The organism is Pseudoalteromonas sp. SWYJZ19 (assembly GCF_015864375.1).
In the GTDB taxonomy this organism is placed as follows: Bacteria; Pseudomonadota; Gammaproteobacteria; order Enterobacterales; family Alteromonadaceae; genus Pseudoalteromonas; species Pseudoalteromonas arctica.
The window spans coordinates 23,030-39,085 of record NZ_JADYXI010000017.1; the positions used below are offsets into that span (position 1 = coordinate 23,030).

The 16,056-nt window shown below is 39.5% G+C and carries 12 protein-coding genes; 4 read left to right on the forward strand and 8 right to left on the reverse strand.

Translation table 11 applies throughout. From position 1 onward, the window contains the following. Positions 1-42 precede the first annotated feature (42 nt). The 8 genes from I6F45_RS15705 to I6F45_RS15740 all read right to left on the reverse strand — a co-directional run bounded on the left by I6F45_RS15705 (position 43) and on the right by I6F45_RS15740 (position 9,720). Positions 43-2,046: a methyl-accepting chemotaxis protein gene (locus tag I6F45_RS15705; protein ID WP_197161082.1), complete on the reverse strand. Its 2,004-nt coding sequence runs from the start codon at positions 2,044-2,046 to the stop codon at positions 43-45. Positions 2,047-2,342: 296 nt separating this feature from the next. Further along, complete coding sequence (locus I6F45_RS15710) at positions 2,343-4,874, reverse strand: TonB-dependent receptor plug domain-containing protein (RefSeq protein ID WP_165740443.1); 2,532 nt, start codon at positions 4,872-4,874, stop codon at positions 2,343-2,345. A gap of 268 nt (positions 4,875-5,142) precedes the next feature. Next, positions 5,143-5,988: a DUF4198 domain-containing protein gene (locus I6F45_RS15715; protein WP_197161083.1), complete on the reverse strand. Its 846-nt coding sequence runs from the start codon at positions 5,986-5,988 to the stop codon at positions 5,143-5,145. 34 nt (positions 5,989-6,022) lie between these two features. Beyond that, positions 6,023-6,532: a DUF2271 domain-containing protein gene (locus I6F45_RS15720; protein WP_165722677.1), complete on the reverse strand. Its 510-nt coding sequence runs from the start codon at positions 6,530-6,532 to the stop codon at positions 6,023-6,025. Next, positions 6,532-7,164, reverse strand: coding sequence for a PepSY-associated TM helix domain-containing protein (locus tag I6F45_RS15725; protein ID WP_197161085.1), 633 nt, complete (start codon positions 7,162-7,164; stop codon positions 6,532-6,534). Before I6F45_RS15725 ends, I6F45_RS15720 begins: the two co-directional genes overlap by 1 nt. 124 nt (positions 7,165-7,288) lie before the next feature. Continuing rightward, positions 7,289-7,684 (reverse strand): YbaN family protein, encoded by a 396-nt coding sequence (locus tag I6F45_RS15730; RefSeq protein WP_007580453.1) that lies wholly within the window; start codon positions 7,682-7,684, stop codon positions 7,289-7,291. A gap of 128 nt (positions 7,685-7,812) precedes the next feature. After that, positions 7,813-9,138, reverse strand: coding sequence for a hypothetical protein (locus I6F45_RS15735; RefSeq protein WP_007580455.1), 1,326 nt, complete (start codon positions 9,136-9,138; stop codon positions 7,813-7,815). A gap of 99 nt (positions 9,139-9,237) precedes the next feature. Continuing rightward, positions 9,238-9,720, reverse strand: a complete 483-nt coding sequence (locus tag I6F45_RS15740) for a MarR family winged helix-turn-helix transcriptional regulator (RefSeq protein ID WP_010554531.1) — start codon at positions 9,718-9,720, stop codon at positions 9,238-9,240. A gap of 427 nt (positions 9,721-10,147) precedes the next feature. On the opposite strand from I6F45_RS15740, the gene I6F45_RS15745 reads away from it, so the two are divergent. The 4 genes from I6F45_RS15745 to I6F45_RS15760 all read left to right on the forward strand — a co-directional run bounded on the left by I6F45_RS15745 (position 10,148) and on the right by I6F45_RS15760 (position 16,045). Next, entirely contained in the window at positions 10,148-10,996 is an 849-nt protein-coding gene (locus I6F45_RS15745; protein WP_197119547.1) for a D-hexose-6-phosphate mutarotase, read from the forward strand. A 36-nt stretch (positions 10,997-11,032) separates the two neighbouring features. Next, complete coding sequence (locus I6F45_RS15750; protein WP_007580462.1) at positions 11,033-11,566, forward strand: PH domain-containing protein; 534 nt, start codon at positions 11,033-11,035, stop codon at positions 11,564-11,566. Continuing rightward, positions 11,559-13,106 (forward strand): PH domain-containing protein, encoded by a 1,548-nt coding sequence (locus I6F45_RS15755; protein WP_197161087.1) that lies wholly within the window; start codon positions 11,559-11,561, stop codon positions 13,104-13,106. The genes I6F45_RS15750 and I6F45_RS15755 overlap by 8 nt, the downstream gene beginning before the upstream one ends. Positions 13,107-13,228: 122 nt before the next feature. Beyond that, entirely contained in the window at positions 13,229-16,045 is a 2,817-nt protein-coding gene (locus I6F45_RS15760; protein ID WP_197161088.1) for a TolB family protein, read from the forward strand. Positions 16,046-16,056: the final 11 nt, after the last annotated feature.

A 16,056-nucleotide genomic window follows, 5' to 3' on the forward strand; every position in this document is an offset into this window, starting at 1 on the left:
GCGAAGTGCATCCTTTTTTATTAAGTGGCTTTAACCATTGTATTAATGTGCTCTAAAGTAGCTTATTTGCTGTTTGATTTTTTCAGCCAATGTCATTAATTCACTTGCCGAATTTACAGTGCTTTGCGTGCGAGACTCACCTTCTTTAGCGAGCTGGCTTATAGAATGTAAATTTTGAGTGATTTCTGCAGCAACGGTGCTTTGTTGATCTGTTGCCTCAGCTATATTGTTTGATGAGCGCGTTAGATCGCCAATACTTTGAGTGATAAAGTTAAGTTGCTCTCCGGTTTTTTCACCTTCTTCAGCTGATTTAATACCCAACTGGCGGCTTTGTTCCATTTGTTTAGTTGCGGCGGTAACTTGTATTTGTAGTTGCTCAATTGTTTGGCTAATTTCTAAAATTGATTTTTGTGTACGCTGCGCTAAGGTTCTCACTTCATCGGCAACAACTGCAAAACCTCTACCTTGTTCGCCTGCTCTTGCTGCTTCTATAGCGGCATTAAGTGCTAGTAAGTTAGTTTGCTCAGCAATACCATTAATGACTTCAGTTACTTTACTTATTTCGTTACTTGCTGTGTTTACTTTTTCAACAGAGTTATGGCTATCATTTAGCTGCTGGCTTAGCTGCATTAAGTCATTAACAACTTGGGTTAATTGTGTACGACCTAATTGAGCTTCTGCATCTACTTGTTGGGTTCGTTGAGCGCCTTCATTTGCGTTATTGGCTACATCTTTAATTGATACTGACATTTCTTCGATGGCGGTGGCTATTTGGTCTGTTTGCCCCATCATTGCATGCGCTTCTTTACCATTAGTGAGGGCGTGCTCTTTAGAAGTGCCTGCTTGGTTTTCCAGTTCAATTACTGAATCTTGTAAAGCGAGTATTAGTTTTTTTAGCTCAACCGACATGCTACTTACACTCGCGGTAATTAGGTCTATTTCATTTTCACTATTTGTATTGGTATTTACAAAATGTTGTGACAAATCACCTTTACCTAATGCATCAACGCTACGTGTTAATTGTCTTAATGGGTTAAGTGTTTTTACTAGCACCCAAAATAGTAAAATTGAGATAGCAAGAATACCCCCAACAGACGTTATGCTGTTAACTACCATTAGCTTTATGCTCTCTTCAGTGAGTTCGCTTTCTTTTACACGACCAAGTAAGGTCCAATCCCACCCAGGTACTGTTTTGCTGTAAGCAAACATAGGGGTGTTATTTTCACTATTATATTTTAATGACTGACCTTTTTTAATTGCCTCTAGATTAAGTCCATCAAGCGCTTTGGAGTTCACTTTTGAGTCAACTGCGGCTTCTTTCCCTGCTATAACTACATCATTTGTATTTCTGAAAACAAATAAGTTACCGCTTTCTTCAATTACTATTTTATTAACAGACCCTCTAAGAGATGCCAGTGCATCGTTTATATTAAAACCTATGTATAAAATACCAATTACTTGGTTTTGTTTATTTTTAATTGGTTGGTAAACAGTCATGTATTCGTTACCGAATAATTTAGCATAGCCTTCATAGCTTTGACCGTTCATAAGAGGTTGATAGCCTGGGTGGTTTTTTCCTAGGTAAGTACCAATAGCGCGTTGTCCATCACTCTTTTTTAAAGAGGTAGTAATACGAAAAAAATCATCCCCATCTCGCATAAATACCGTGGCGTTACCTCCGGTTAATTTAGCGTAATTTTCAACAATATCGATATTGTTATTAACTTGTTCGTTATCATGTAAAAGAACGGGCACCATAGTATCTACGACCAATACCTTTTGATCGCTTTTTTTAAATTCACCAGGGTACATACCTTTAAATACAGTGGCATTACGCTTTGCTATTGCCAGCAGGCTGTCGTATTGAAGTTCTAAAAGATCTGAAATAGCCGTTATTTCAGATTTTATTGCTGTTTCACTTTTTTCAGAAAGTGTATTAGCCGAAATTAAATAGGTAGATAGCCCAACTAAACTAAATACACATAGCGTTAAAGTGAATGCAAGCGCACCAATTTGTTTTGATATTGACCAGTTTTTATAGCTCATACTTCACTCCAGAGAAAGACGGTATTTATGCGTGCTAAGTTTAATTATAGGCATTTTAAGTTGTTTTATTTGATGACTCGCTAGTAACGAACTTTGCCTGATAATCAATTTATCATATAAAACAAACAATACATTAAATGATAATAAAAAATTAATAGTTTGTGACGAAAGTGTTTTTTGTAGTTTGTTTGATTATAGCTAGGGTGGTTATATTTATTGCTGTTTTTTAAATATAAAAAATCCGATAGGGCATGCCATATCGGATCTTTATTTAACTCATTTAATTTAAGTATAAATTAAAAACTGTAGGTGATGTTGCCATATAAAAATCGACCATCTAAACCGTATGGTGCATACGGCGTATACGGGAAAATCTGACCGAAATCAGAGTAACCAATGTTATTTACTGTAGCTTGCGGGTACTGATCGAATAAGTTATTAGCGCCTAATGCAAATTTCCATTCATCATTAGGACGATAAGCAACTTCTAGATCGGTTATCCATTTTGCATCTAGGTATTCATCGCGATCACTTGTTGTAGAAATATCTGCAACTTCACCGTAACGTGTTGCGCGCAGTGTTGTTTGCCATTCGTTAAAGTTCCAAACAGCAGATAAGTTCCACTTGCTATCAGGTGTACCTTCTTCAAAACGACCCACTTCGCGACGAGCAAACACTACGTAGTCATCACCTAAAGAGTTAAGCTGCTCTGGGTTGTCGTCAACATGAGTAACTTCGGTGTCGTTAAAGTTAGCGGCTGCATTTAAACGTAAATCGCCTAGGTTATCTAATTCAAGCGTGTACGTTGCAACTATATCTATACCCTGTGTACGTGAGTCAATCGCGTTGGTAAAGTAGCGTACGCTTTCGGTATTTAACTCACCCGCATCGGCTAAAATTTGTTGTACAGCTTCACCCGATAAATTTTCAGATAAAACAACACGATCATCAATATCAATACGGTATGCATCAACCGTAAGGCTAAAGTTACCTTGAGTGTATACAAAGCCTGCTGTTAAGTTTACAGAATCTTCTGCATCTAGCTCTTTTGCGCCCAATGCTTGTGCTGCTGGCGCGTCACTTGGAAACAAGCCAACTTCAAATGGTTGATTGTTTTCAAGCACAGTTGAAATTTGACGATATGAGCTTTGTGCTAAAGACGGCGCGCGAAAGCCTGTACTTAGCGCACCACGTAACGATAGATTATCGGTTAGGCTGTAACGTGTTGCTAGTTTTGACGTGAACGTATCGCCAAAGTCGCTGTAATCTTCGTAACGACTCGCTAAAACAACATTCCATTTTTCTGTTAAGTAGGTGTCAAATTCAACAAAGAGGGCAACGTTATGGCGGCTTTCGTCAGTTACGCTCTCAGGACCAAAACCAGATAGTACTTGTGCGCCGCCGGCAGCAATTGGGTTGCCGTCGCTATCTAGCGCAGTAATATAAGAGGCTTCTTCGCCTTGTTCTATTTTGTAGCTTTCGTGGCGGTATTCAGTACCTACGGTAAAAAATACGTCATCAGGTAAGCCTAAATCGAGAGTGGTATTGGCCGTTGCGTTTACTAAAAACTGATCGTAAACCAATGCACCGTTGTCAAATTCGGTTGGGCTGTCGGCACCTAGTGATGTATTAATACTATTTACAACACCGAAACCAAAGTCGTTGCGGCCGTAGTTGGTACTTACATCCCATGTCCAGTCGTTAGTTTCGCCTTGTAAGCCCAATGCAAATGAGTAGTCTTGTACGTCTGTTTCAATTTGCGGTAAAAAGCCATCTGGGTACACTTCTAAAACGTTACGGCTGTCTTTTGCTCGGCGGTAAAAACCACCTGAATTACCTTCACGCTTTGAGTAGCTACCAAATGAATAAAGGTTTAAGCCGTTATCTAAATCGTAACCCATGTTGTAAAACAACGCGTAATCTTCAAGGTCTGCTTTACCAAAGCGGTGGTTGTAACGATCGATAGTAAATTCGCGTGGGTCTAGGCTGCCATCATCAAGGCGACTGTATTGTTCGCGTGGGTCAAAGCCTGAGCGTTGAGTTGAGTCGTTATCGCGGTACTCAATGGATACGTTTACAAAGCCGTTATCAGATAACGAAAAGCCAGAGTTTGCACTAACAGTGCGTGTTGCGCCGTCGTTTACTTCTCTATCGCCGCCGGTATTAAATGCAAGGTTACCGTTTGCATCTGCGTAGGTGCTTTCTAGCTGAGATACGCCAGCCATTTGTGTATCGTATTTACCGTACGTTACGCTTACGCTACCGCCTTCTGAGGCATCTTTAAGTACAATGTTAATTACCCCAGCAATTGCATCAGAACCGTACTGTGCGGCCGCACCATCGCGTAGTACTTCAACACGTTTAATGGCTGAAGTTGGAATCATGTTTAAATCAACAGCTGTAGAGCCTCGGCCAACAACACCCGCTAAGTTTAATAGCGCACCAGCGTGGCGGCGCTTACCATTAATAAGCACTAATGTGTGATCGGGTGCTAAACCACGTAAAACAGCAGGTTTTGCATGGTCAGTACCATCACCCATAGTGGCACTTGGGTAGTTAAAGCTAGGTACTTGGTTTGCTAGTATTTGGCTTATTTCTAGCTGACCGGTACTTTGCATATCACCGCTGGTAATAATGTCTACGGGTACCGTACTTTCGGCAATACTGCGTAGGCTTCTGCGAGTACCGGTAACCGAAATTACTTCGATATTCTTTTCTGCTTGATTATCTTGCTCTGCGGCAACGGCCATAGAGTAAGGTGTGCTAAGTGCAGTGGTAACGGCCAAGCTAAGTGCGAGTTTATTTGCAGATAAACGCTTAAAAGTCATTAATTGTTCCCCAAGAGCTGCTAGTCGAAAAGGAGCGCATCATATAGAAGCGACTACCCTAGTGCAAAGATAAAAACTATCTAAGATATTCTAAGTTGTTAACACATAAGGTCACTGTTTACGCGCGATATAGGCGTTTGGATCGTTGTAGTTGCAATCTTGTGTCGAATGGTTGCGAATTCAAGGGAATTTTAGATAAAAGTTAGTAAGACGTAAAAAGGCCAAGCAAATACTTGGCCTTTCAATTTTTTAAATTTAGTAATTAAAATTATTCAGGGGCAACTTCAAGCGTTGTAAATAATGCATAACGTCCTGCATCTACGCCTTCTTCGTTTACGGTAACCTTGTTAGAAGTTTCGATTAGGTATAGGCCTGGTTCTTTCCACGTAATTGTAAACATACCTTCTTTATCGGTCGTTACTTTTACTTCGCCACGGTCGTTACGGTAGCGTGTGTCGCCTTTTAAAATACTTACTTCAACGCCTTCACCAGCAGATTTACCATCTTGTAGTAACTGAAAACGTGCTTGTTCACCTACAAATAAATCGTTTGGATGCGTTGGACCGCTAAGCTCTAAGCCTAAACCTAATAGGGCAGGCTTTGAGGTGCCATTTCGGCTTACAAATGTATCTACTGTTGAAACAACCTTCGTTGTAGTTACATCTTTTGCATTGCTAGGTAACTCGGCGTCTGTTTTCTTACCAAATACACGCTTGCGCTTACCTTCTTCGTTTTTATAGAAGGTCATGTACATTGGCTTTTGGGTCATTGCAATGTGATAAGTGCCTTGCTCTGTTAAGCTTACAGCAGCTGAGCTTTTACGTTTTAAGTAATAAGCACGGATGGTTTCAGATACTGGCTCACCATTAGGCGCAAGTGCCATTAATAATGTGTCGTCGTACTCGGCGCCTTTTTCTTTAGGTTTAAAGGCTTTGTCTGATGCAAAAATTTCGTTTGAAATGCTCGCGTCAATCATTACGTAATGCGCTTTATCGCCTGATAAAGATGTATGCGAAGGTAGTAACCAACGTCCGTGTGCACTTGCCGAAGTTGACACTAAAGCAGATAAGCTCAATGCGCCGATTAATGCAGTTTTTAATAAATTAATTTTCATTGTATTTCCTTAAATTTAAATGATTAAGTAGCAGCTACTTAGTGCTTACAGTGACGAAACTTTGTGAAAACTCGTTTTTACCATCAATTGTCAGCTTGCCTGATTTAGTTAAATCAAGCTCAACACGGGTGTAGTCTCTGCCGCCTTCTTCGCGTACAACTTCAATATTTAGTAAGTATTTACCTGGTTTTACTGGGTTACCGTCTAAATCATTACCTTGCCAGTTTATGGTGTAAGTACCCGCGCGCTTGGTTGCGCCGCTAATGCCATCAAAGTTGGCATCGCTTTTACCGGCTTTACGCCACCATTGGCGTAAGTCTTTAAACCATTCTGCTTTTTGTACCCAAAGTGCAAGCGTTGTAACGTGTTTGCGCTCTGGTGTTTCAAGCCAAACTGCAACGTATGGACGGTGATACGGTTGTACTTCTAAGTCGGGAAGCGTTAATTCAACCTCTAGTTGTGGTGTTTGTGCATGCGCTGTTGTTTGAAAAAACGCAGCTACGAGCAGTAATGCGGCGCTTATAAATAATTTAAATTTAACCATTAAGACACTCCTTTTATTTGTGGAACCCAACATAAATAAATAACCAGTGGAGTTACGACTCCTAGTAAGGTTATCCATATTCCTGCTAAGCGTTTTTTTCTATTTTGAAACAAAATAATCATGCCGGTGATGGCAAATAAAATCATTAGTACGGCAGATATATCAATTACCCAACTCCATACTTCACCGCTGTGGCGGCCTTTATGTAAGTCGCCAATAAGGCTTAAAAAGCCACCTGTTTGGTAATCAAGATTTAGCTCGCCAGTTGTAAAATCAAGCTCTGCGTAGGCAAACCCTGCAGGCAGTGGGTAGTCGAGCATGACAAGCGCGTCTTCTTTTTCCCACTCAATGCTTTTTACTTTAGTAAGTGCATATTGCTCGGCTAAGTAAGCTTCTATTTCTGGGTAAAGCGTTGGCAACGTATTTAGCTGTGCATTTGCTTTAGTAACTAGCTCTGCAGGAATCGTTGCGGTTACTTGACCGTTATTTTTATCGTTTTTAAGCCAATCGAGATGATTAAGCACAATGCCGCTAACGCAAAATAAAATAAGCAAAAAAAACAAAGCTGTAGAAATATAAATATGTAGAGCACGGCTTGTACTATACAAAGCCCGCTTATTAATAAACGACATAAAAACAGTAAATAAATTAAATTTACAACATGATAATGATTTGCATTAGCTATTACAAATTTACTTACTTATCTTTACATAAAAACTTTAAAACAGAGGTGGTATGCAGGTAAAAAATGAATATTTAATGCTTAGGGGGGCTGGAGGGTCTTAAAATAAGGTAAATCATTACCGATACTTCTATTACTGCAACGAGATAAATAACCCAAATAGGGGCGGCTGAATACAGTAAAAATATAAATCCAATTAACATGCCAATGGCGGCGTAGCATTTGGCTTTAACAGGCACTACTTTATGGGCTTGCCATTGCTGCAGAGTTACACCGTAACGAGGGTGGTTTAACAGCCATTGTTCAAGCGCGGGTGATGAGCGAGTAAAGCAGGTGAGCGCTAAAATAAAAAATATAGTGGTAGGCATGACCGGTAACACAATGCCAATAATGCCCAAGGCTACAAGTATTAAGCCAAGCGCTTTAAACCATAAGTTTTTATAACAAATAAACACTGCTTTTATATTCACTTAGGCTCTTTTTAGGCGTGTTATGGTATCTCTAATTGTAGGCTAAATAGCTATTAATTCGAAGCTTAAAATCAATAAAAAAGGGCAAACTAAGTTTGCCCTTTTAAAAAATAAATGCGGTTAACAGTTTAGAAGTAGTAACCAATATTTATGTTGAAGCGACGTTCTGTATCACCATCACCAATAATTGTTCCGCCAATAAATGGCTGGTTACGTGCTTGAATAAAGTCGAAGTAACTAAAGAAACCACCTGCAGCAACACTCATACCCGTTACGTTCATCCATGTATCTGCGCTATCGTCAGACTTGTCATAAATAATGCCGTAATCGTTGTAAAATTGAATGTCGGTAACTGGGCCCCAATCAAGCGAGTAATTATAAGCAACGTTAAAGTTAGTCATAGTTGCTTCGCTAGATACAGTGTCATAATACGCATACGCACCAACAACAAAGCGGTCGCTGCTGTCGTCTAGATCGTAGTCGTATTCACCGTGTTGAAATTGGATATTCCAGTTGTTAATTGTGCTATCAACATGAAATGCCCATGCGCCGTAGTTACCTGCACGATCGTTACCGTCATGTAAGCCACCACTTAATAGTGATACACCCACATCGGTAGTTATATTTTTGCTGTGCTCAATTTGATACGTCGCACGCCCGGCAAACGTATTGTATTCACCTATGCGAGAGCCTGGTGCATCGTATGTACCTTCCTCTGCTGAACGACTACCAATAATGTCGTAAGAGTAACGATGGTTAATATCTGAAGAGCCACCGTCTATACCACCTAGCTCATCATTTTTGAAAAAGCCTAGGTCTAGTTTCCAGTTATCTTTAAGTTTACGTTTTACTACTACACCTAAATCAAAATCGTCTTCTAGACCTACGTAATAATTAGTACTGAAAAAGTAGCTGTGTGAGTTGTATGGGCCATTACCAAAAGGCACGGGTGCAATACCTGCTTGTCCTTCCCAGCCATCTGCAAACTCGTAACCTAAGTAAGCATACTTAACAACGGTCATGTAATCGTAAAAACGTATTTCGCCGTTAAGTGAAATATCGTTAATCTCACCAGATACATTTATACGGAAAATATCAAAATCAAAATCGCCACCGCGATCTTGGGTATCTTCATCGTATGTGTTGGTGCTGTAATTAAAGCGTATTGCTCCACCAACTTTAATGCCTTCATCTTTTTTCTCAGGTTCAGCTGCGGCAACTTCAACTACTTTTTGATCAGATTTTTTACTGATGTTTGCAACTTGTTGTTCGTGCTGCTTATTAATTTGCTGTTGTTTTGTTTTTTCATCAGCTAACTTATTTTCAAGCAATTGCATTTGTTGCTTTAGCTGTTTAAGTTGGCTTTGTAGTGTGTCTAGATCATCAGACGCATAAGAAGTGCTTGTAACACCACCTAGGACTAGTGCTAGTGTTAATTTTGAGAGTTTAGTCATAATAGCCGCTCTGCTTGTGATTAAAAAATAAAAAATTCAAGACGTCAAAAAACGCCTTACGTTTAGAGTAAGTACAAAACTATGTATTTTTTTTATTGTTTATTCTTTAGGAGCTTGAGTAAGTGCACCAACTTCTAGAAGGGGCGATGCATCTAATTTATCTGCATCCATCATCGCGGCTACACGCTGCATTGATGAGAGTAAAAGGCTCTGTTCCCACTCAGCAAGCGCAGAAAACTTTTCAATAAAGTGTTCTTGCAATGGCTGAGGTGCTTTATCAAGTAACTCTTTTCCTTTCTCGGTGAGGTATAAGCTCACTCTGCGTTTATCCATTTGACTGCGTACGCGTGTTACTAAGTTTCTGCTTTCTATTCTGTCGAGAATATTGGTGACCGTTGCTGGGCTTAAATTTACGTTTTGAGCAATACGGCTCGCCGTTATCCCATCGGTTTTTTTAACTTCTTGCATTATAAGCAATTGTGGGCCAGTTAAACCCGAAGTTTTATTTAGCTGCTTAGAATGTAAGTCAATCGCGCGGATTACTTTACGTAAAGAAACCAATAACTCGTCATATTTTTGCATTTGCTTATCTCATCGATGGGGCGGTAGTTTGCCGTAATCGCGAAATGTTACACATCAAATAAATTGAATTCAAACAATATATTGCACATTAGGCCGCTTTTGTTGGTTTTTAATAGTTAGAGCAGTAACTAATGTAAAATTATATTGTTTAAATTATAGTAAATTTTCTTAGCATCTTGTGTGCATTAAGTTGCGCACAGTACGTATGTTGTGAATAATTGGCAAGTCTTATTGTATAGACTTTAGTATTATTCATTTACAGCTGTTAGTACAAAGTAATTGTTTGTGAGTTTACTGTATATGTATTAATCGGCAATGAACAAATTCAGCAATCAATATTTAATATCAATAGCGTATACTTTAAGCATGCATTATTGTTTCTGCACAAACATTAAAAATCTTTAGTATCAGTATTATAGGGGAAGGTATGAAATTATCGCCATCAGTTAGCATTGAGCAAAGCGAAACCGGTCTTGAGTTTATTAAAATAGCTAGCTCAAAGTGCGATGCAAAAATATTTTTGCAAGGTGGGCAAATTACCGAGTTTATCCCTAAAAATAACAAGCCACTTATATGGGTATCACAAGACGAAACCTATCAAGAAGGGGCAAGTATTCGAGGTGGTATTCCTATTTGTTGGCCGTGGTTTGGTACACACGCTAATGATGGCTGGCCTGCCCATGGTTTTGCGCGCACAAGCGTGTGGCAAGCTGATGAAGTACACGAATCTGATGAGCAAATTACAGTTAGTTTAAAGCTACCCATGAAGCTTGTTAATACGACGTATTGGCCGCATCAGTCAGCATTAAAAGTTGAGTTTGTGTTAAGCGATAAATTACAGGTTCGCTTAACGACCGCTAACTTAGGGAGTGCGCCATTTAGCTTTACTCAAGCGCTGCATACCTATTTTCCTACATCAGACATTACAAATACCTATGTTGATGGTTTGCAAGGCGCGCAATATATTGAGTTTAGTGAAGGGCCATTTGTACAAAATGATGTTGTAAGCTTTAATCGCGAAACCGACATGGTTTATACACAAGCAAATACAATGCAAACTATTAAAACGCCAGAAGGTGTTATTAATGTGAGCCGCGAAAACTCAAATTCGTGTGTACTGTGGAACCCATGGATAGAAAAATCAAAACGCTTATCTAACTTTGCTGACGATGAGTATAAAACAATGCTCTGCTTAGAGGCTGCTAATGTACTGACAGATAAAGTAACGCTTGAGCCAAAACAAAGCCACACCTTAATAACCACCATTAGTTGGTAAGCTAGCCATAATTAAAAGCAGGAATAGGGACAAATAGTGTTTAACAATCAACAAATAATGGATTTACCAAAGCATAGTGATATTAGCTTTAAGCCATTGGCTGATAAAGCCTTATTACATACACAGCTTAGCTCGCTTCTGTTTTATATACCGCTAATTGGAGCGCTTATTGCTGTTTGTTATTTTAATGAAGCCTTTGCTAATAATGCACAAACGTATTTGCTAATTGGTATGCCTATTTTGGTGGCCGTATCTATGGCGTACAACATGATAAGTGTGAGGTTACGAGGTTTTGCAGTGCGAAATCATGACATTGCTTTTAAAAAAGGCGTTATTTGGCAACAAGTGACGGTATTACCTTTAGCGCGTGTACAGCATATGGAAATACACCAAGGGCCAATAGAGCGAAAACTTAGCCTTGCGAGTATTAAATTATTTAGCGCTGGCGGTGTAAGTGCCGATTTACAAATTAGTGGGCTAACCCATGATGATTGTAAAAATATGCGCCAATTTGTACAAAACTACCGCCAAGACGACGCAACTACTCAGGCAACTTTAGTCGATGAGTAATGCAACTATCGAAGATAAAGCGAGCCCTATTTACTGGCAAAAAGTATCGCCCTGGGCGCTTTTATACTTTGTTGTGCACTTTAGTGTGCGCTTTGTAAAAGATGGCCTTTTAAACTTACTGCCTATGCTTGTCGTGTTTGTTACTCAAGTAGAAAATAAGTTGTTTTGGGCGCAGGTTGCAGGTGGGATTGCGCTAATTTCGTTGCTTATTTACTCATTTTTATATTATTTAAATTTTAAGTTTTGTATTAGTAGCGACAACGAAATATTGCTTAACAAAGGTGTATTTAAAAAAGAGCGACTTACGCTTAAATTTTGCCGTGTGCAAAACGTTAATATTGCCGAGCCATTTTATTTTACCCCCGTAAACTTAGTTAATTGTATTTTTGATGCAGCTGGCAGTGTGTCGCAAGAAGTTGTTTTACCTGGCGTCACTAAAGATTACGCACAGCAAATGCGTAAACAAATATTTGATTTTAAAGCGCAGCAACAGCAAGAAATACAAAATACTGAACAAAGCGAAACAGACACTATCGAAAACAGCCTAAGCATTAGCAATAAAGAAATAGCCAAATTTGGTTTGATGTCGAATATGGCTATTTTAGCAATCGCTGCTTTGGCCCCTTTTATAAACCTGATTGTTGATTTTTTAGAGAAGCAAATTATTGCGAAAGTAGAAGGCTTTTACCAACAAGAGCTTGGTATGCTGGCAAGTGCTGCTACCTTTGCGATGATCACCTTAATTGTTTTGTTAGTTTTGGTGGCTGTAATGCTATCGGTGACTATGTCGCTTATTCGTTTTTATAACTTTGAGCTTTATTTTAAAGGTCAAAAATTTAAACGTATTGCTGGCTTGTTAGAGCGCCATCAGCTTTCAATGAGCATGGATAAAGTGCAATCTATTGTTATTAAGCAAAACCTAATGGGGCGATTGCTAAAGCGATTTACCGTTGAGTACTTGCAAGCAAGTAGCGGCGGAATAGCAGCCGGTGTTGCGGCTAAAAAAAATAAACAAACCTTAGTATTACCTGTATTAAATAGCGAACAAGTTGATAGTGTATGCCAATGGATTTACCCGTGGTTTAATAGTAAAAAACTCGCTTTTAAGCGCGCAGAACGCGCTCTTTTGTATAAAAATTTAGGCTTTTATTCACTGCTACCCAGTGCATTAGTGTTTGGCTTTTGTTTTATTGCTGATATTAATACTTTGATAAGCCTTGGTGTTTTGGTGGTGTTTTCTGGCTTGGTAACTTTATCGTATCAGCGTTATGGTTATTACATGCATGAGGATAATGGTCGATTTTACATGGTTGTACGCAAAGGGTTGATTGGCGTTCATTACCGTGTTTTTGAGCTTTATAAAGCGCAAAGTGCGCGCAGTATAAGTACGTACTTAATGCGCAAATCAGGCTTAAAAAGCTTATACATACAACTTGCTTCAGGCTTTGCATTTATGCCCTACATAAAGCAGCAAGATGCTGACTTTATTATTGATTTTACAATTAAGCAGATTGAGTCAGATACTCGCAGCTGGATGTAAACTCCCCTAATAAAACATGTGTAAATACACATTTGCACATGCTTTATTACACTTTCTTACTGCCCATGAAAGACATTTAATAATACCCTAGATGGTATTAAGGAATTCTTTTAGGGACGCTCATGAAAAAAACACTTATCGCATCAGCTTTATTACTAGCAGCACCAAGCTTTGCAGCCGATTGGCAAACTATTCATACCGAACATTTTAATATTCACTACAGTGTTGAGCATGCTGATTTTGCTAAATCAACTGCAACAGAGCTTGAAATAGTACGCACCAAAGTGCTTGAGCAGCAAAACAGAGCACTTGATAAAACAGTTGATGTAGTGGTGTTTGATCCCCTAAATGCAGCAAACGGCTTTGCGCTACCTACCTCAAGTAACCCTGTAATGGCACTTTTTACAACCCCACCACAATCAGACACAGTTATATCAAACAGCGCTGGCTGGCAGCAGTTGCTTGTGTTGCATGAATATATTCACTTAGTGCACTTAGCACAGCCTACACGCAATCACTGGCAGCAGAAAGTACGTGGTATATGGGATTTATACGACTTAACCTACAGTGATACGCCGCGCTGGGTAGCCGAAGGTTATGCCACATTGATTGAGTCTAAAATGACGGGTCGTGGACGTTTGTTTGATAACTACTCAGAGTCAATACTGCGAGAATTCGCTCAACAGGGCGCACTGCCAACCTATGGGCAGTTAAATGGCGAGCAGGGCTTTATGGGCGGCTCAATGGCGTATTTAATGGGTAGTCGCTTTTTAAATTGGTTAGAGAAAAACTATTCAGAGCAAACACTCGATAGTGTTTGGACGCGAATGCAAGGCGTAAAAACGCGTGATTTTGATGAGGCATTTAGCGGTGTGTTTGGGCAAAGTGCAGCCAAGCTATATCGCCGATTTATAGCTGAATATACCTATAAAGCAATGCAAATAGAGCAAGGGGAGTCGTTACTTAATAGTGAACTTTGGCTTGAGCTTAACTTATATGCAAGTAACCCAGTACTTTCAAAAGATGGTAGTAAAATTGCGATTGTTGAGCGAGATAAAGAGAGTAATACCAAGCTTATAATTTATAGCACTGATGACAACATTAAAGCGCAAGAAGAGTTTACTAAAGCGCAAAAAGAGCTACTCGAAAACGATGCACAAGATATTCCCGATACAGCGCCCAGTGTGTTTAAGCGCGAACAAAAACAAGTGCTTAATCAAATTAACCGAGCCGGTATTGCAAATCCTCAATGGGTAAATAGCACAACTTTATATTTCAATGCGTACAGCAATGAAGAGTCGGGTATTTATAACAAAGTGTCTGACATATTTAGCTATAACACTGACACTGGAAATATTACACAACTTACCGAACTTGCTGGTATACGTCGTTTTAACGTAACCAGTAACGGCGAAACCTTGTATGGCGAGCAAATAAGGGATGGCTACTCTGAATTAGTAAAGGTTGATCTCAATACGCAAACCATCACACCATTATTTACAAAAAGTCTTGAGACAACTTACGATTACCCAATACTCAGTCCTGACGAAACTAAATTAGCCTATTTATCAACATCATTAAATGAAAATTGGCAATTGTATATACAAGGTATAAACGGCGAACAACAGCTATCAGTACCTATGCCAAACGGGTATCAATATTTAAGTCAGCCAAGCTTTAGCCATAATGGCGAGTCACTTTACTTTGTTGCAGGTTTAAATAGCGCCACCGATATTTATAACTACAACATAGAGAGTAAAACACTCACCAAGTTAACCCAAGGGCAAGAGGCCGTTGCCCACCCAATTGAAATGGCTGATGGCTCGTTACTCTATTTTTCGATAACTGCAGATGGGCCAAATGTAAAAACACTGCCAAAAGCTATAAAAAGCACTGTAGTTACTGAGTTTGCAGCTAACAAAAAAGCACCGCTGCTAATAGTAAACGAACATACACTTCCAAAAGCTAAAATATATAAGCACGAAACTACAGAGCAAACAAATTACAACGTGCTCGACCAGCACGCTACTTTCGCGATTGGCTCTCAATATTATTCGGCTTCTACCAGTTTGTTAGATTTAAGCATTAAAAGTAGCGACTTATTAAAGCAGCTCGACTTACAAGCGGGTTATAGCACTGATTTACACGATGGGGCATTGCACGGTGGTTATGTGCAGGCAAAATATAATGCGCTTGATGTAAAACTGAAACTTGCACTGTTTGACTACAATTTAGATACATCGCGCCAGTCTCAGCAAAGTCTAAGTGCAGACATGGATGCCCGTGGTGGTTTTGCCGCAATAAGTTACCCCGTTAAATTTGGGCAGTTAAGTTTAATGCCAGAGCTTGCCTACAATTACACTGATTATAAGCAAAGCCATAAAAGTTGGACGCGTTTAGGTATTGCTCAAAATTGGCAATATGATCGTCAAGACTTTGCTATAGGCCAAAGTATTTATGCGAGTTGGTACGATGGCAGTAGCAAAAGTAATAATTGGCAAGGTTATGATTTAGCCGCCAAAATTTTTGGTAAAGCGTTTGGTATTCCTCTTTATGCAAACTTTGATCAAAAGCAACGCGACGACAGCAGCCTTGCATTAGGTGGCTTTAGCTCAAATCTTATTAATCAGCAGCAAAATAGTGAATATGTACTTTCATTTGAGCTGCCTTTTTACAGTGCAACTGCAAAGCGCTATCAAGGCTACGGTGGCGGCTTTAGCTTTAAAGAAGGCATGCCGTGGCTTTATTATAAGCAACATCAACTCGACGACACCGTATATGCACAAAGTTACGGCTTAAAGTACCAAGGTGACTTTAGTTTTGGAATGGGGCCAGCAGGTGTAAACGATTTAACGTTTAATATGGGACTGTCGCGAGTAGAAGGCGACAGTTTTGAAGATGAAATGCGTGCTTGGCTGAGCTTTTATTATTCACTTTAGCGTTTAAAGTT

Excerpts from the sequence above, each read along its gene's own strand:
- I6F45_RS15705 (WP_197161082.1), bottom strand. The coding sequence starts at position 2,046 with ATGAGCTATAAAAACTGGTCAATATCAAAACAAATTGGTGCGCTTGCA.
- I6F45_RS15725 (WP_197161085.1), bottom strand. The coding sequence starts at position 7,164 with ATGTCGTTTATTAATAAGCGGGCTTTGTATAGTACAAGCCGTGCTCTA.
- I6F45_RS15745 (WP_197119547.1), top strand. The coding sequence starts at position 10,148 with ATGAAATTATCGCCATCAGTTAGCATTGAGCAAAGCGAAACCGGTCTT.
- I6F45_RS15760 (WP_197161088.1), top strand. The coding sequence starts at position 13,229 with ATGAAAAAAACACTTATCGCATCAGCTTTATTACTAGCAGCACCAAGC.
- I6F45_RS15715 (WP_197161083.1), bottom strand. The coding sequence starts at position 5,988 with ATGAAAATTAATTTATTAAAAACTGCATTAATCGGCGCATTGAGCTTA.
- I6F45_RS15735 (WP_007580455.1), bottom strand. The coding sequence starts at position 9,138 with ATGACTAAACTCTCAAAATTAACACTAGCACTAGTCCTAGGTGGTGTT.
- I6F45_RS15740 (WP_010554531.1), bottom strand. The coding sequence starts at position 9,720 with ATGCAAAAATATGACGAGTTATTGGTTTCTTTACGTAAAGTAATCCGC.
- I6F45_RS15720 (WP_165722677.1), bottom strand. The coding sequence starts at position 6,532 with ATGGTTAAATTTAAATTATTTATAAGCGCCGCATTACTGCTCGTAGCT.
- I6F45_RS15755 (WP_197161087.1), top strand. The coding sequence starts at position 11,559 with ATGAGTAATGCAACTATCGAAGATAAAGCGAGCCCTATTTACTGGCAA.
- I6F45_RS15710 (WP_165740443.1), bottom strand. The coding sequence starts at position 4,874 with ATGACTTTTAAGCGTTTATCTGCAAATAAACTCGCACTTAGCTTGGCC.